Source organism: Herbidospora daliensis (assembly GCF_001570585.1).
In the GTDB taxonomy this organism is placed as follows: Bacteria; Actinomycetota; Actinomycetes; order Streptosporangiales; family Streptosporangiaceae; genus Herbidospora; species Herbidospora daliensis.
In genome coordinates this window covers 82796-99161 of record NZ_BBXF01000002.1, presented here as the reverse complement: position 1 = coordinate 99161, position 16366 = coordinate 82796, and the positions used below count along the sequence as shown (strand labels likewise).

The following is a 16366-nucleotide window of genomic DNA, read 5'->3' as shown; positions in this document are numbered from 1 at the left end:
TCGTGAAGCCCAGCAATCCCGGTGTGCTCGTCGGCGTTGTGGTCGTGTTCGCCGTCGTGACCTGGGCGTTTCTGCAGGGCGCCTACGCGAGTCTGCCGCAGGTGCCCTGGACGGCCATCCCGACGTTCCTGCTGCTGGCGATCGGCGAGGCGTACACGGGGTGGCTGACGCGCGGGCGGATCATGCGGAAAGAGGACACCACGCCGCCCGAGCCGCTGGTGGTGGCGCGGCTCGCGGCGCTGGCCAAGGCGACGGCTCTGGCGGGGGCGGCGTTCGCGGGGGTGTTCGCCGGGTTCTTCATCCACACCCTGGGGATGTTCGACATCCCCGGGCCCCGGCAGGACGCCCTCGTGTCGGCGGGGTCGCTGATCTCGGCCATCCTGCTGGTCTGCGCGGCGCTCTTCCTGGAGTTCTGCTGCCGGATCCCGGGCGACAAGAACAACCAGAACCAGCGGCCAGCCTGATCACTTGTCGATGTCGCCCACGACGAAGAACATCGACCCGAGGATCGCGACCATGTCGGCCACCAGGTGGCCGGGCAGCATCTCGCGGAGGACCTGGATGTTGTTGAAGCTGGCGCTGCGCAGCTTCAGCCGCCACGGCGTCTTCTCGCCCCGGCTGACCAGGTAGTAGCCGTTGATGCCGAGCGGGCTCTCCGTCCAGGCGTAGGTGTGGCCCTCGGGCACCTTCAGGATCTTGGGGAGCCGCTGGTTGATCGGGCCCGGCGGCAGGTCGGCGAGCCGGTCGAGGCAGGCGTCGGCGAGGTCGAGCGAGACCTTGACCTGGTCGAGCAGGACCTCGAAGCGGGCGTGACAGTCGCCCGCCTCGCGGGTCACGACCTTGACCGGGAGCTCGCCGTAGGCCAGGTAGGGGTCGTCGCGCCGCAGGTCCCAGTCGACGCCCGAGGCGCGGGCGATGGGGCCGCTGACGCCGTACTGGCGGATCGTCTCGGGGGTCAGCACGCCGACTCCCCGGGTGCGGGCCAGGAAGATCTCGTTGCCGGCGATCAGGTTCTCGATGTCGGGCAGGCGGCGGCGCACGTCGGCGACGGCCTGGCGGGTGCGCGACATCCAGCCCTCGGGGAGTTCCTCCTTCAGGCCGCCGACGCGGTTGAACATGTAGTGCATGCGGCCGCCGGAGATCTCCTCCATGACCGCCTGGAGGGTCTCGCGCTCGCGGAAGGCGTAGAAGACCGGGGTGATGGCGCCCAGTTCGAGGGGATAGCTGCCGAGGAACATCAGGTGGTTCAGCACCCGGTTCAGCTCGGCCAGCAGGGTGCGCGCCCAGACGGCCCTGACCGGGACCTCCATGCCGAGCATGCGCTCGACGGCGATGACCACGCCGAGTTCGTTGGCGAAGGCCGAGAGCCAGTCGTGGCGGTTGGCCAGCACGATGATCTGGCGGTAGTCGCGGACCTCGAAGAGTTTCTCGGCCCCTCGGTGCATGTAGCCGATGATCGGCTCGGCGGTGCCGATACGTTCGCCGTCGAGGGTGAGGCGGAGCCGCAGCACCCCGTGGGTCGACGGGTGCTGGGGGCCGATGTTGAGGATCATGTCCTCAGTCGCGAGTTCCTTGGCGCCCGCGCCCATGCCGACCACGATCTCGCTCATGGTGTCATCGTGTCACGACCCGTCTAGCATGTGAAATGTGCGGTTTGACCCTTGGAACCCGGATTTCGTGGCCCATCCTTACGACGTCTACGCCGATCTTCGCGCCGACGGGCCGGTTCACCACTTCGACAAGACCGACCAATATCTGATCCCGCGATACGAGGACGTCAACGCCCTGCTGCGGGATCGGCGGCTCGGGCGGTCGTATCTCCACCTCGACGACCACGCCGTCTTCGGCCACGAGCCGGAGCCGGAGTTCCAGGAGCCGTTCTGGCGGGTCGTCAGGGCGGGCATGCTCGACGTGGAGCCGCCCGTCCACACGCGGCTGCGGCGGCTGGTGTCCAAGGCGTTCACGCCGCGCATGGTCGAGGCGCTGCGGCCCCGGATCAAGGTGATGGCGGCCGAGCTGGCCGACGCGCTGGCCGCCAAGGGCGGCGGCGACCTGATCGCCGAGGTCGCCGAGCCGCTGCCGGTGACGGTGATCGCCGAGATGCTGGGCGTGCCCGAGCAGGACCGCCAGTACCTGCGGCCGTGGTCGGCCGACATCTGCGGCATGTACGAGCTCAACCCGTCGCTCGAAGCGCAGCACACCGCCGCGCGGGCGGCCGAGGAGTTCGCCGCCTACCTGCGCGACCTCTCCCGGATCAGGGCCGGGAACCCGGGCGACGACCTGATCAGCGCGCTGACCCAGGTCGGCCTCACCGAGGACGAGCTGATCGGCACCTGCGTGCTGCTGCTCAACGCCGGGCACGAGGCGACGGTCAACGTGACCGGCAACGGCTGGTGGTCGCTGTTCCGCAACCCCGCCGAGCTCCAGCGGCTCCGCGAGGACCGGTCGCTGCTGCCCACCGCCGTCGAGGAGATGATGCGCTGGGACACCCCGCTGCAGATGTTCGAGCGCTGGGTGCTGGAGGACATCGAGGTCGGCGGCACCCCGATCCCGCGCGGCAGCGAGGTGGCCCTGCTGTTCGGCTCGGCCAACCGCGACCCGTCGGTGTTCGCCGAACCCGACCGCTTCGACGCCGGGCGTACCGACAATCCACACATCTCGTTCGGGGCGGGCATCCACTTCTGCCTGGGCGCGCCGCTGGCCCGCATCGAGCTCATCGAGTCGTTCGGCGCCCTGCTCGACCGCGGCGTCGACCTGGTCGAGGAGCCGACGTGGAAGCCCGGCTACGTGATCCGCGGCCTCACCGAACTGCGGGTCTCCACAAGCTGATTCCGTTACGGCTCCGCCCACCACGGCGCCGACCGCCGTCTCCGGTCAGCGCCGTATCCGGCGCTACGCTCCCGTTGTCCACAGGCTGTGGACAACGGGAGTGCTCAGTGCGGGGCCGGAGTGGACTTGGTCAGGGCCGCCACCAGCGGGGCCGTCAATCGGGCCGCCAGCGGGCCGAAGGCCGCCAGGATCAGCACGTAGGCCGCGGCGAGCGGCCCCAGGTCGGGATGGGCCCCGGCCGCCACGGCCAGCCCCGCGATGACGATGTTGAACTCGCCCCGGGGGATGAGCGCGATGCCGGCGCGGACCCGGCCGGCCCGGCCGATGCCCGCCCGGCGGGCCGCGAAGGCGCCCGTGGCGAGCTTGGTGACCATGCTGACGAAGGCCAGGATCGCGGCCAGCCACAACACCGGCACGATCTTCGCCGGGTCGGTCTGCAACCCGAAGAACACGAAGAACACGGCCGCGAACAGGTCTCTGATGGGCATCAGGAGCGCCCGCGCGTCGTGGGCCAACTCGCCCGACAGGGCGATGCCGACCAGGAACGCGCCGACCGCCGCCGAGACCTGGAGCTGCTGGGCGAGGCCGGCGACCAGCATGGCCAGGCCGATGACCTTCAGCAGCAGCACCTCGGAGTTGGGGCTGGCGACGAACTTCTCGATCCAGTCGCCGAACTTCAGCGCCACGACCAGGACGACCGTCACGGTCGCCAGGGCGATCGCGACCGTGATCGCGCCGCTCAGCAGCGACACCCCGGCCAGCAGGGCGGTCAGGATCGGCAGGTAGAGCGCCATCGTCAGGTCTTCGAACACCAGCAGTGAGAGCACGACCGGCGTTTCGCGGTTACCGATCCAGCCCAGGTCTGACAGGACCTTCGCGGTGATGCCCGACGACGTCGCGTAGGTGACGCCGCCCATCGCGACGGCCGCGACCGGGCCCCAGCCGAGCAGCAGCGCGGCGATCACGCCGGGGGCGGCGTTGAGGACCAGGTCGACCAGGCCGCTGGGGGCGTTGCTCTTGAGGCTGGTCATGAGCTCGTCGGCGTTGTACTCCAGGCCCAGGGTGAGCAGCAGGAGGATCACGCCGAGTTCGGCGCCGGTGGCGATGAACTCCTCGCTGGTCGCGAGGGGCAGGATGCCGCCCGTGCCGAAGGCGAGGCCCGCGACGAGATAGAGGGGGATCGGCGAGATGCCGACACGCAGGGCCAGGGCCCCAAGAATGCCGAGCGCGAGGATGACCCCGCCGAGCTCGAGGAAAAGTATCGCGGTGTGGTGCACCCGTCTCCTACCCGTCAGCCAGGATGTCGGCGACCGCCGCGGTGTTCTCGGCGTCGCCGACCACCACGACCACGTCTCCGGCCCGGAACCCGAAATCGGGGGTCGGGCTGGCGTGTACCTGATCACCGCGCACGACGGCCACCACGGAGGCGCCGGTGCGGGTGCGGATGCGGGCGTCGCCGAGCGTGCGGCCGTCGTAGGGCGAGCTCGGGGTCACCGGGATCTGCACGCTGACCAGACCTTCGACCTCGCGGTGGAGGGCGTTGAGGCGCTGGACGATGCGGGGCGCGCCGAGGAGCTCGACGAGGGCGTCGGCCTCCTCGTCGGTGAGCTGGACGCTCTCACATGCCCGATCAGGATCGTCGCGGTCGTAGATGATCAGATCGCGTCTGCCGGAACGGTGGGACACGATGCCGATGCGACGGCCCGTGTGGGTCGTGAACTCGTGTTTGAGGCCGATTCCTGGCAATGCGGTCTGCTCGATCTCCACGCCCTTTACCGTACCTGTTCTAACCAGCCGAAACCTCCCAGCCCCCGAGGGTCGATGAGTTCGGCCTCGGCCGAGGCGCGGGCCAGCGCCCGCAGGTAGCCGCGCGGATCTTCGGAGGCCAGTGCCAGCGGCGGGCGGGCGCCGGTGAGGCCCAGGTCGCGCAGGGCCGCACGCTGAGTGGTGAGCACGCCCTCGCCCCGGGCGCAGGCGTCGAGGGCGACGTGGGCGGTGATGTCGCAGGTCCCATCAGGTACGGGGGCCACCGCGTGGCCGTCTCGGTAGCCCGTCAGGGTGCCCAGCTCGGGGCGGTCGGCCCGGGTGTGGGCGTAGTCGACGGCGACGCACGCGCCGCGCGAAAGACGTCCAAGAAGGTTCTGCCACGCCTCGTCGCGCGGGCGGCCGATCTCGGCGCGCGACCCGGCGCGGGGGAGCGGCCACCAGGCGGCGAGCCAGTCGAGGTCGGCGGGATCGCTGAGCGGGGGCCCCAGGCGCTCCGCGCCGGTCTCCGGGTCGACCAGGACCACCCGGGGGCCGCCGGGGGTCTGCTCGACCACGTCGAGCGGCACGTTGTCGAGCCACTCGTTGGCCACCACCAGACCGGTGATCTCCCGGGGCGCCTCCTCGGCCCACTCGACCGCCTCGGGAAGCCCGGCCGGACGCGCCGCCACCTCGACCGCCGTCACCCGCAGCCGGTCGTCGCCGAACGCCGCCAGCACCCCCGCCGCCAGGCGCCCGTCACCGGCCCCCATGTCCACGAAGTCGAGCCGCGCCGGACGCCCCAGCCGTTCGTCGACCCGGCCGAGCAGCCGGGCCACGGCCTCGGCGAAGATCGGGGAGGCGTGGACGGACGTGCGGAAATGCGCCGAAGGGCGCTCCTTCAGGTAGAACCCGCCGTCTCCGTAGAGCGCCCGATGGGCCGCCTCCCGCCACGAAACCCACATCCGCACGACCCTACCCACGAAGCGGTGTCCGAATGTGGACAGTCGTGATCGCCGCGACCCCCCGGACCCTTACGGCTTCCAGTAACGCGCCGCCGTTACTCTGGCGGTCGGGAGGACGGCATGGACACAAGCGATCGCCCCGCGCGGCTCAGCGTGGGGGTGCTCGGAGCCGGACGGGTGGGTTCCGTTCTCGGTGCCGCTTTGGCCCAGGCGGGACACCGGGTGGTAGCCGCCAGCGGGGTCTCCGACGCGTCCCAGCGACGGGCGCACGACCTGCTGGGCGTCGACCTGAGCAGGCCCGACGAGGTCATGCGCAAAGCCGAACTGATCCTGCTGACGGTGCCCGACGACGTGCTGCCCGGCCTGGTCTCCGGGCTCGCGGCCACCGGCGCCGACCTGCGGGGCAAGCTGCTGATGCACGCCAGCGGGGCCTACGGCCTGGGCGTCCTGCAGCCCGCGACCGACGTGGGGGCGCTGCCGCTGGCGCTCCACCCGGTGATGACCTTCACCGGGCGCGGCGACGACTTCGGCCGGCTCAACGGCTGCACCTTCGGCGTGACCGCGCCCGAGCAGCTGCGGCCGGTGGCCGAGGCGCTGGTGATCGAGATGGGCGGCGAACCGGTCTGGATCAACGACCGCGACCGCCCGCTCTACCACGCGGCCGTCGCCGGGGCGGCCAACCACATGGTCACCCTGATCGCCGAGTCGCAGGACCTGCTCTCGCGCATCGGGGTGGAGCACCCCGGCCGGATGCTGGGGCCGCTGCTCGGGGCCGCGCTCGACAACGTGCTGCGCCTGGGGATCAACGGGCTGACCGGGCCGGTCGTCCGGGGAGACGCCGAGACCGTGCGCAAGCACGTCGACGCCCTGATACTGGCGGCGCCCGAGGCGGCCGACGCGTACATCGCGCTGGCCCGGCTGACGGCCGACCGCGCCCTGGCCGCGGGCCTGTTGAAGCCCGAGGCGGCCGAACGGCTCCTCGACGCGCTGGGAGGCAACATATGGACCTGACGGTCGCCGGGAACCGCGCGGAGCTCGCCGGAGCTCGCCGGCCCGGCTCCTACGCGCTGGTGCCCACGATGGGCGCGCTGCACGAGGGCCACCGGTCGCTGATCCGGCTGGCCCACGAGCAGGCCGACCACGTGATCGTCAGCGTCTTCGTCAACCCGCTCCAGTTCGGGCCGGGCGAGGATTTCGGGCGTTATCCGCGTACCTTCGAGCACGACCTGGAGGTCTGCGGCGAAGAGGGCGTGAGCGTCGTGTTCGCGCCCGCCGTCGAGGACATGTACCTGCCCGACCGGCAGGTCTCGGTGTCGGCCGGGGCGATGGGCACGGTCGCCGAGGGCGCGTTCCGTCCGGGGCACTTCGACGGCGTGCTTACGGTGGTGCTGAAACTGTTCAACCTGACCCGGCCCGACGTGGCCGTGTTCGGGCAGAAGGACGCCCAGCAGCTCGCCCTGATCCGCCGGATGGTCGCCGACCTCGACGTGCCCGTGACGATCGTGGCCGGCCAGACGGTCAGGGAGCCCGACGGCCTGGCCCTGTCGAGCCGCAACCGCTACCTGTCCGACGACGACCGGGCCACCGCGCTCTACCTGTCCAAGGCCCTCAGGGCCGGCGCGGCCGGCCCCCACCGGGCCAAGGAGGCCGCCAGGGCGGTGCTCGAGGAGGCCGCCCGGCTCAAGCCCCCGCTCCTGCTCGACTACCTGACGCTGGCCGACCCCGCCACGTTCGACGAGGTCCCCGCGGGCCACCGGGGGGAGGCGATCCTCGCGGTGGCGGCCAAGGTCGGGACGACCCGCCTGATCGACAACGTCGTAGTGACCCTGTGAAAGGACCCCGATGCTCCGGACCATGCTCACGGCCAAGATCCACCGGGCCACCGTGACCCAGGCCGACCTCCACTACGTGGGGTCGCTGACGGTCGACGAAGACCTGCTGGACGCGGCCGGCCTGCTGGCCGGTGAGCAGGTCCACGTCGTCGACGTCGACAACGGGGCGCGGCTTGTGACGTACACCATTCCGGGCCCCCGGGGGTCGGGGGTCATCGGCATCAACGGGGCCGCCGCCCATCTGGTCTCACCGGGCGATCTGGTGATCGTCATCGCGTACGGGCAGCTCACCGACGCCGAGGCGCGGGTGTTCCGGCCGAAGGTCGTCCATGTCGACCGCGACAACCGCATCGTCGAGCTGGGCGCCGATCCGGCCGGATCCCCCCTTCCGGGCCTCGAAAGGGGCGACCAAGTGGCCACCCGGGGATGAGCCCTTCCGTCGCGGGCGTTATCGTCATATTGACGAAAGGGGCTCGCGATGACCGACACCTCCCTCCCCCGCAGACTGACCGCGCCGCCGCCCGGCTGGACGACGTCCGCCGACGTGGTCGTGGTCGGCTCCGGGATCGCGGGCCTGACCGTGGCGCTGCGCTACACCGAGCTGACCCCGGCCGGCCGGGTGCTCGTCGTCACCAAGGACGTCCTGTCGGCCGGATCGACCCAGTGGGCCCAGGGCGGCATCGCCGCCGTGCTCGCCCCCGGCGACACCCCTGACGAGCACCTGAGCGACACTCTGCTGGCCGGGGCCGGGCTCTGCGACGAGGAGGCGGTCAGGGTCCTGGTCACCGAGGGCCCCGACGCGCTCAAGCGCCTGATGGAGCACGGCGCCCGCTTCGACCGCGACGACCGGGGCGAGCTCCAACTGACCCGCGAGGGCGGCCACCGCCGCAACCGCATCGTGCACGCGGGCGGCGACGCCACCGGCGCCGAGGTCCAGCGGGCCCTGGTCGAGGCGGCCACCCACGAGCCGCGCATCGAGATCATCGAGCACGCGCTGGTGCTCGACCTGCTCACCGACGCCCAGGGTCGCGCCTGCGGCATCACCCTCCACGTGATGGGCGAGGGCGCCCGCGACGGCGTGGGCGCGGTCAGGGCGGGCGCGGTGGTCCTGGCGAGCGGCGGCATGGGCCAGGTGTACGCGTCCACCACCAACCCCCTGGTCTCCACCGGCGACGGGGTTGCACTGGCGCTGCGCGCCGGGGCCGTGGTCCGCGACCTGGAGTTCGTCCAGTTCCACCCGACGGTCCTGTGGCTCGGCCACGAGTCGACCGGGCAGCAGCCGCTGGTCAGCGAGGCGGTCAGGGGCGAGGGCGCGGTGCTGATCGACTCGACCGGCGAGCGCTTCATGGCGGGCGTCCACGAGCTCAGGGATCTGGCCCCCCGCGACGTCGTGGCCAAGGCGATCATGCGGCGGATGGCCGAGACCGGCGACGACCACGTCTACCTCGACGCGCGGAGCTTCGGCGAGGAGAAGTGGCAGGCACGCTTCCCGACCATCCTCGCGGTCTGCCGGGAGCACGGCATCGACCCGGTCACCGAGCCGATCCCGGTCGCCCCCGCGGCCCACTACGCCAGCGGCGGCGTGCGCACCGACCTGTTCGGCCGCACCAGCGTCCCGGGCCTCTACGCGTGCGGTGAGACCGCCTGCACCGGCGTGCACGGCGCGAACCGGCTGGCGTCCAACTCCCTGCTCGAAGGGCTCGTGTACGCCGAACGCATCGCCTCCGACCTGATCACCCCCCGCGCGGTGCCGGGGCCCGACGTCTCCGACGGGGAGAGCGGCCTGGTCGACCCGCGCGCCCGCGGCCGGGTCCAGGCGTTCATGAGCCGCGGCGCCGGGGTACTGCGCAGCGTGGAGAGCCTCTCGGGGGTCGCCAAGGCGCTGCGCGACGCGCAGTGGACCCCGATCGCCGTCGAGCCCTGTCTCGAGGCGTGGGAGGCGACCAACCTGCACACCGTGGCCACGGCCCTGACCTGGGCCGCCGCGGCCCGGCAGGAGACGCGGGGCTCCCACTGGCGGGAGGACTTCCCCGACCGCCGTGACGACACGTGGCTCGGCCACCTCGACATCACGCTCACCGAGAAGGGCGAACTGGTCATGGAGCACGTACCGCACCTCAGCGCCGACGCCGACCTGCTGGCCGCCGGGCTCGACCCGGCCGAGGTCCACACCCTCATCGAGACCGCCTTCCGCGAGGACCTCTCGACCGGCGAGGACGTCACCTCGGCCGCCACCATCCCGGCCGGCCAGAAGGCCGTCGGGGACATCGTGGCCCGCCGCAGCGGCGTGGTCGCGGGCCTGCCGGTCGCCGCCGCCGCGTTCCGGTACGCCGGCCTGGAGGTCGAGCTCCGCGTCAAGGACGGCGACCAGGTCTCCTACGGCGACGTGCTGATGACCGTCAAGGGCGAGACCCGGGAGCTCCTCACGGTCGAACGCACCGCGCTGAACCTGCTCACCCACCTGTCGGGCATCGCCACCGCGACCGCCCAGTGGGTCAGGGCGATCGACGGCACCGGCGCCCGGGTCAGAGACACCCGCAAGACCCACCCGGGCCTGCGCTCCCTGGAGAAGTACGCCGTCCGCTGCGGCGGCGGCGTCAACCACCGCATCGGCCTCTACGACGCCGCCCTGATCAAGGACAACCACGTGGTGGCCGCCGGCGGGGTCGCCGAGGCGTTCCGCGCGGTGCGCAAGGCCTACCCCGACATCCTGATCGAGGTCGAGGTCGACCGCATCGACCAGATCGAGCCGGTGCTGGCCGAGGGGGCCGAGGAGATCCTGCTCGACAACTTCACCGTGCCGCAGCTCAAGGAGGCCGTGGAACTGGTCGCCGGGCGCGCCCGGCTGGAGTCGAGCGGCGGTCTGACCCTCGGCACGGCGCGCGCGGTCGCCGAGACCGGGGTCGACTTCCTGGCCGTCGGAGCGCTGACCCATTCGTCCCCGGCGCTCGATATTGCACTAGATCTTCGTGGTGCATAATCGGGGCATGCTCCTCACCATCGACGTCAGCAACACCCACACGGTGCTTGGCCTGTTCGAGGGTGAAGAGGTCATCGAGCACTGGCGCATCGCCACCGACGCCCGGCGGACCGCCGACGAGCTCGCGGTGATCCTCCAGGGGTTGCTGGCCCAGTCGGCCATCCTCAAGAACACCGACATCTCGGGCATCTCGATCTGCTCGACCGTGCCCTCGGTCCTCAACGAGATGCGCGAGATGTCCCGCCGCTACTACGGCGACGTGACCTCGGTGGTCGTGGAGCCCGGCGTCCGCACGGGGGTGCCCGTGCGGATGGACAACCCGAAAGAGGTCGGCAGCGACCGCATCGTCAACGCGCTGGCCGCCATCAGCCTGTTCGGCGGCCCCTGCGTGGTCGTCGACTTCGGCACCGCGACCTCCTTCGACGCCGTCTCGGCGCGGGGCGAGTACGTCGGCGCGGTGACCGCCCCCGGGCTGGAGATCAGCGTCGACGCGCTGGCCGAGGCGGGCGCCCAGCTCCACAAGGTGGAGCTCATCCGGCCCCGCTCGGTGATCGCCAAGAACACCGTCGAGGCCCTCCAGTCGGGCATCATCTACGGCTTCGCCGGTCTCGTCGACGGCATCGTCGACCGCATGACCGCCGAGCTCGCCGCCGACCCCGACGAGGTCACCGTGGTCGCGACCGGCCCCGGCGCGCCGCTGGTGGTCAGCGAGGCGCGGACGATCGACGTACACGAACCCTGGCTCACCCTCATCGGCCTGCGGCTGGTCTACGCCCGAAACACCGCGTAAACGCCGCTAATCTGTAGTGCCGTGAGCGAAGAGCTGAACGAGCTTCCGGAGCAGATGCGCGTCCGCCGCGAAAAGCTGGACCGCCTGGTCTCCGAAGGCGTCGATCCCTATCCGGTGAACTACCCGCGGACCGCGACCAACGCGGAGGTCCGCGAGAAATACACCGACCTCGAGCCGGGCGCCGCGACCGGCGACGTCGTCGGCGTGGCCGGCCGCGTGATGCTCTCCCGGATCGGCGGCAAGCTCTGCTTCGCGACCATCCGCGACGGCTCCGGCGACCTCCAGATCATGTTGTCGCTCGACAAGCTCGGCGACGACGCGCTGGCGGCCTGGAAGCGCGACGTCGACCTGGGCGACCACGTCGGCATCACCGGCGAGGTCATCACGTCCAAGCGCGGCGAGTTGTCGATCATGGCCGACTCGTGGGCCATCACCGCCAAGTGCCTGCGCCCGCTGCCCGAGAAGCACGCCGGGCTCAGCGACCCCGAGGCCCGCGTCCGGCTGCGCTACGTCGACCTCATCGTCAACGACGAGGCCCGCAAGATGGCGCACATCCGCAGCGCCACCGTGCGCGCGGTCCGCGACTTCTGGCACGAGGAGGGCTACCTCGAGGTCGAGACCCCGATGCTGCAGCCGATCCACGGCGGCGCGGCGGCCCGGCCGTTCAAGACCCACATCAACGCCTACGACATGGAGCTCTACCTTCGCATCGCGATCGAGCTCTACCTCAAGCGGCTGGTCGTCGGCGGCATCGAGAAGGTCTTCGAGATCAACCGCAACTTCCGCAACGAGGGCGCCGACTCGACCCACAACCCCGAGTTCACCATGCTCGAGGCCTACGGCACCTACCTCGACTACAACGACATGGCCGACCTGACCCAGCGCATGTACCAGAAGGCCGTCGTGGCCGCGCTCGGCACCAGCGTCGTCCGCCACGGCGACCAGGAGATCGACCTGGGCCTGGCCGAGTGGCCGCGCATCACCCTCTACGGCTCGGTCTCCGAGGCGCTCGGTGAGGAGATCACCACCGCGACGCCGCTGGAGACCCTGCGGAAGCTGGCCGACGGCCGCGAGATCCACTGGGACCCGAAATGGGGCCAGGGCAAGCTCGTGCAGGAGGTCTTCGAGGCGCTCGTCGAGCACACCCTCGTCCAGCCCACGTTCGTGATGGACTATCCGCTGGAGACCTCGCCGCTGACCCGTCAGCACCGGGAGAATCCGCTGCTGACCGAGAAGTGGGATCTGATCGGCTTCGGCACCGAGCTCGGCACCGCCTACTCGGAGCTGGTCGACCCGATCGAGCAGCGCCGCCGCCTCACCGAGCAGTCGATCCTGGCGGCCGGCGGCGACGCCGAGGCGATGCAGCTCGACGAGGACTTCCTGCAGGCCCTGGAGTACGCGATGCCCCCCACAGGCGGTATGGGAGCGGGCATCGATCGCATGATCATGGCGTTCACCGGAAAAAACATTCGCGAAACAATTCTGTTCCCGCTGGTCCGCCCCAGCCATTGAGTCGTCGTTTAGCAGCAGGTGAGGCCCCCACAGAACGTGGGGGCCTTACGTTACTAGGCGTTCACATACGCCCTGGCCTGTCAATACCGCTGCTTGACGTCCATTCTCCCCGACGTTTACCTTCCCTGAGGGGTGGCGAGAATCATTCGTCGTGGGAGAGGGGCTCACGATGTCAGTTTCCGAGACCGAGCGCGTCGGCCTGACCGACGACGAGTTGCTGCTGCTGGCCGAACTGGCCAAGGGCGTGACCGTCGACCGTGTCGGGCGGAGCCTTGATGTCAGCGGGCGGACGGTTCGTCGTCGGCTGCGCGGCATCTGTGACCGCATCGGCGTCGCCACCGCCATCGAGGCCGTCGCATGGGCGGCCCGACGGCGATTGATCTAGTCGGCGATGCGAACGGCGCCCGCGAACGGCCTGTTGCCGATCGCCGCGACCCGCACGACGTCACCCGTGCGGGGAGCGTGGATCATGTAGCCCCCTCCGATGTAGAGGCCCACATGGTGCAGGTCGTTGTAGAAGAACACCAGGTCTCCCGGGCGCATGTCCTCGCGTGAGACGTGCGTGCCGGCCGTCCACTGGCTGCCGGTGTAGTGGGGGATGCTGATGCCGACCGTGGCGTAGGCCGCCATGATCAGGCCCGAGCAGTCGTAGGAGTTGGGTCCTTCGGCGCCCCACACATAGGGCTTGAGCTGCTGGGAGAGCGCCCACCTGACCGCCTGGGCGGCCTTGCCGTCGCCGACGACGGGCAGGCTGAGCCGCTTCGCCACCGACACCTGGCCGGCGACCTGCGAGTAGAGCTCGCTCTCGGTCTTCTTGATCAGGCCGCGGATCGAGTTCTCGCGCTTGTCGAGGCTCTTGATGAGCTTGCTGACCTCGTCCTGCCGGGCCTTGGCGCTGACGCGGGCCCGCTGGGCGGCCTGGCGCGCCTTGGTGAGCTGGACGACCTCCTCGCCGCTCTGCAGCTGCAGCGCGTAGGTGGTCGAGGCGACGTCCATGTAGGCGTCGGGGTTGGGGGCGTTCATCAGCGCGATCCCGCTGGCGCCACCCGTCATGTAAGCGTTGGTGGCGAACACCATCGCGCGCTTGCGACGGGCCTCCAGGTCGGCCTCGCTCGTGTCGAGCGTCTTCTTGGCTGTCGCGGCCGACCGCTTGGCCTCGTCGAGCCTGATGCGTTCACCGTTGTACTGCTCGGTGAGCGACTCGATCTCCTCGTGCAGCTTCTCGACCTCGGCGGTGAGCTCTTTCAGCGTCGGCTCGGGGTCGGCGGTGGCGGAGACCACCGGGGCGCAGATGGTGATGAGGGCCAGCGCCGAGCCCACGAACACGACCCTGCGGACGGTTCGACGAAACAACCATGCTCCTTCCAGAGGGCCTGCCGGGTTAGCTGACGGGTTCGGACGGAAGCAGCCCTACCTTGCGGATTCACCCCATCGGGCCGCTCGATGGCGGCCCCGGTGGGTCCCCGGCTCCTCCGCCACAGACGGAGGACTCGGCCGCCTGGACATTAGTGCACGTCATGTTCGTGCTCAACCGGAACTGCGATTTCTGTCTAGGTTCGACAACCGAACAATCACGGACAGATCACGCAAGAGGCCACTGTAACGCAGGTGACCACAGGGGTTTCGGTCGCCACGTGGGGCCGGAGGCTTCGTCGATTTGTGCTGGGCCGTTAAGGTCCTTGCCATGGTCAAGGTCCGCCGGGCGCGTACCCCTGACGTCCGGGCGATCCGCCGGTTCGTCGACTCCTACTCCGGATCGGGTCCCCGGTTGCTCATGAAGAGCACCGTCACCCTCTATGAGGACGTCCAGGAATTCTGGGTGGCCGAGCTCGACGGCGCGGTCGTCGGCTGCGGCGCGCTCCACGTGTTGTGGGAGGACCTGGCGGAGATCCGCACCGTCGCGGTCGACCCGGCCTGCCGCGGGATGGGCATCGGCCACGAGATCGTCGGGGCCCTCATCGCGACCGCCCGCGAACTCGGGGTGCGCCGCGTCTTCTGCCTCACCTTCGAGGTCACGTTCTTCGAACGCCACGGCTTCCGCGAGATCAACGGCACCCCCGTCTCTCCCGAGGTGTACGCCGAACTGCTCGCCTCCTACGACGAAGGCGTCGCGGAATTCCTCGATCTTGAACATGTGAAACCCAACACTTTGGGCAATACACGCATGATCCTGCACTTGGAACCGCGTGCTTGACCGTGGCCATAACGGGCCGGGAAGGTGACTGTAGATCCGGCTATCGATACTTTTGGCTATGTCAAGCGTGCGTGTCTCACGTGTACCGCATGCGTACTCGAAGTGAGGTGACACGGTGAGCGCTCAGCCGCCATACCGCCCGGACGACCGTGAAGGGCAGCAAGGCCAGGACAAGCCCGCGCAGGACTACGACCCGGACATGACGATCGTGAGCCGTAACCCCACCGGGGGGACCGGCCAGCAGCCCGTCTATGGCCAGCAGCAGCAGAACTACGACCCCTACGCCCAGCAGGGCCAGCAGCAGGGGCAGCAGCAAGGGCAGCAGGGCCAGCAGGGCTACGGCCAGCAGCCTGGATATGGGCAGCAGCCCGGATACGGCCAGCAGCAGGGCTACGGCCAGCAGCAGCCCCAGCAGGGTTACCCCCAGCAGCAGGGTTACCCGCAGCAGGGCTACGGCCAGCAGCAGCAGGGTTATGGCCAGCAGCAGGGCTACGGCCAGGAGCCCGGTTACGGGCAGCAGCCCCAGCAGGGCTACGGCCAGCAGCCCGGTTACGGGCAGCAGCAGGGCTACGGCCAGCCCCAGCAGGGCTACGGCCAGCAGCAGGGTTATGGCCAGCAGCCCGGCTACGGCCAGCAGCCCCAGCAGCCCCAGCAGGGCTACGGCCAGCAGCAGCAACAGGGATACGGCCAGCAGCCCGGCTACGGGCAGCAGCAGGGCCCGACCTACCAGCAGCAGCCCGGCTACCCCGGCCAGCCCCAGGGCAGCTACGGCCAGCAGCAGTACTCCGCCCCCGCCTACAACCCCGGCTACCCGGCCCACGCCCTTCCCCCGGGCGTGCCGGCTCCGCTGGCCGACTGGTGGCAGCGGCTCGTGGCGCGCATCGTCGACGGCCTCATCATCGGCGTGGTGTTCTTCGTGTTGTCGTTCGCGATCACCGCTCTGGTGGTCACGCAGCCGTCGATCAACATCGACGACCTGAGCGTGACCGAGGGCAGCGGACTGACCCTCGCGACCATCCTGATCACGCTCGTGAGCGCCACGGCCTGGTTCGCATACGAGTTCTTCATGCTGAAGTCGCGCGGCCAGACCCTCGGAAAGATCGTGATGGGAATCCGCGTCATTCCGGTGGGCGGCGACCTCTCGAGGCCCGGACTTTCCGTCGAGACCGCCGGCAAGCGCGCCGCCGTCATGTACGGCCCACAGTTCATCCGCGCGTTGTCGTTTGTTCCCGTGGTGGGCCAGATCCTCAACCTCGTCGCGGGCCTGTTCTCGCTCCTGAACGTTCTGTGGCTGCTCTGGGACAAGCCCCTGCAGCAGGCGCTTCACGACAAGGTGGCGAATACGATCGTCGTCAAGGTCAAGTAGTGACATAGCGCACCGGACAAACGGGGCTCGGGGCCGATGGATCGCGCCATCGGCCCCGTTTCATGCACACAGCGTGTTCGGTCCGTTCTATCCGAAATAACTTCCTAAAGCGGTATGCGGTTGGTGCTAGCGTGCCTTGGGACCATGAACACTCA

The 16366-nt window shown here is 70.1% G+C and carries 16 protein-coding genes and 1 riboswitch; of the genes, 11 read left to right on the top strand and 5 right to left on the bottom strand.

The genetic code is table 11. The features are described 5' to 3' along the window. Positions 1-2 precede the first annotated feature (2 nt). Positions 3-464 (top strand): DUF3180 domain-containing protein, encoded by a 462-nt coding sequence (locus AW274_RS06710; protein WP_062430228.1) that lies wholly within the window; start codon positions 3-5, stop codon positions 462-464. Here AW274_RS06710 and AW274_RS06705 read toward each other — a convergent pair whose 3' ends face one another. Continuing rightward, the gene (locus tag AW274_RS06705) at positions 465-1610 is read right to left on the bottom strand and encodes an NADH-quinone oxidoreductase subunit D (protein WP_062430227.1); all 1146 of its coding nucleotides are present in this window, start codon (positions 1608-1610) and stop codon (positions 465-467) included. It lies immediately after the preceding gene. A gap of 37 nt (positions 1611-1647) precedes the next feature. Between AW274_RS06705 and AW274_RS06700 the strand changes: the two genes are divergently transcribed. After that, positions 1648-2829 carry a cytochrome P450 gene (locus AW274_RS06700; protein WP_062430226.1) on the top strand — a complete coding sequence of 394 codons (1182 nt, stop codon included), beginning with the start codon at positions 1648-1650 and terminating at the stop codon, positions 2827-2829. Positions 2830-2933: 104 nt separating this feature from the next. Here the strand turns inward: AW274_RS06700 and AW274_RS06695 are convergent, their stop codons facing one another. The 3 genes from AW274_RS06695 to AW274_RS06685 are packed head-to-tail and all read right to left on the bottom strand — an operon-like array spanning position 2934 to position 5537. Further along, positions 2934-4106, bottom strand: a complete 1173-nt coding sequence (locus tag AW274_RS06695) for a cation:proton antiporter (RefSeq protein WP_062430225.1) — start codon at positions 4104-4106, stop codon at positions 2934-2936. Positions 4107-4113: 7 nt separating this feature from the next. Then, positions 4114-4596, bottom strand: coding sequence for a cation:proton antiporter regulatory subunit (locus tag AW274_RS06690; protein WP_061291204.1), 483 nt, complete (start codon positions 4594-4596; stop codon positions 4114-4116). 5 nt (positions 4597-4601) lie between these two features. Continuing rightward, complete coding sequence (locus tag AW274_RS06685; RefSeq protein ID WP_062430224.1) at positions 4602-5537, bottom strand: SAM-dependent methyltransferase; 936 nt, start codon at positions 5535-5537, stop codon at positions 4602-4604. A gap of 120 nt (positions 5538-5657) precedes the next feature. Here AW274_RS06685 and AW274_RS06680 point away from each other — a divergent pair, with 120 nt between their 5' ends. The 7 genes from AW274_RS06680 to AW274_RS06650 all read left to right on the top strand — a co-directional run bounded on the left by AW274_RS06680 (position 5658) and on the right by AW274_RS06650 (position 13036). Next, a complete protein-coding gene (locus AW274_RS06680) occupies positions 5658-6548 on the top strand; it encodes a Rossmann-like and DUF2520 domain-containing protein (RefSeq protein WP_062430223.1) in 891 nt (296 codons plus the stop codon). Then, positions 6539-7369, top strand: a complete 831-nt coding sequence (panC, locus tag AW274_RS06675; RefSeq protein ID WP_062430222.1) for a pantoate--beta-alanine ligase — start codon at positions 6539-6541, stop codon at positions 7367-7369. The genes AW274_RS06680 and panC overlap by 10 nt, the downstream gene beginning before the upstream one ends. A 10-nt stretch (positions 7370-7379) precedes the next feature. Further along, positions 7380-7799 (top strand): aspartate 1-decarboxylase, encoded by a 420-nt coding sequence (gene panD / locus AW274_RS06670; protein WP_062430221.1) that lies wholly within the window; start codon positions 7380-7382, stop codon positions 7797-7799. 48 nt (positions 7800-7847) lie between these two features. Beyond that, entirely contained in the window at positions 7848-10349 is a 2502-nt protein-coding gene (locus tag AW274_RS06665; RefSeq protein ID WP_062430220.1) for an L-aspartate oxidase, read from the top strand. 7 nt (positions 10350-10356) lie between these two features. Next, the gene (locus tag AW274_RS06660; RefSeq protein WP_062336940.1) at positions 10357-11139 is read left to right on the top strand and encodes a type III pantothenate kinase; all 783 of its coding nucleotides are present in this window, start codon (positions 10357-10359) and stop codon (positions 11137-11139) included. 54 nt (positions 11140-11193) lie between these two features. After that, the gene (gene lysX / locus AW274_RS06655; RefSeq protein ID WP_062431730.1) at positions 11194-12651 is read left to right on the top strand and encodes a bifunctional lysylphosphatidylglycerol synthetase/lysine--tRNA ligase LysX; all 1458 of its coding nucleotides are present in this window, start codon (positions 11194-11196) and stop codon (positions 12649-12651) included. A gap of 169 nt (positions 12652-12820) precedes the next feature. Continuing rightward, positions 12821-13036: a LuxR C-terminal-related transcriptional regulator gene (locus AW274_RS06650; protein WP_030452964.1), complete on the top strand. Its 216-nt coding sequence runs from the start codon at positions 12821-12823 to the stop codon at positions 13034-13036. On the opposite strand, the gene AW274_RS06645 is transcribed toward AW274_RS06650, so the two are convergent. Next, positions 13033-14004, bottom strand: a complete 972-nt coding sequence (locus AW274_RS06645; protein WP_232320021.1) for a C40 family peptidase — start codon at positions 14002-14004, stop codon at positions 13033-13035. The genes AW274_RS06650 and AW274_RS06645 overlap by 4 nt on opposite strands. Before the next feature lie 2 nt (positions 14005-14006). Beyond that, a riboswitch (cyclic di-AMP (ydaO/yuaA leader) is annotated at positions 14007-14157 on the bottom strand. Positions 14158-14335: 178 nt separating this feature from the next. On the opposite strand from AW274_RS06645, the gene AW274_RS06640 reads away from it, so the two are divergent. After that, on the top strand, positions 14336-14845 hold the full coding sequence (locus AW274_RS06640; RefSeq protein WP_062430218.1) for an amino-acid N-acetyltransferase: 510 nt from the start codon (positions 14336-14338) through the stop codon (positions 14843-14845). A 115-nt stretch (positions 14846-14960) separates the two neighbouring features. Continuing rightward, complete coding sequence (locus AW274_RS06635; protein ID WP_062430217.1) at positions 14961-16211, top strand: RDD family protein; 1251 nt, start codon at positions 14961-14963, stop codon at positions 16209-16211. Positions 16212-16366 lie beyond the last annotated feature (155 nt).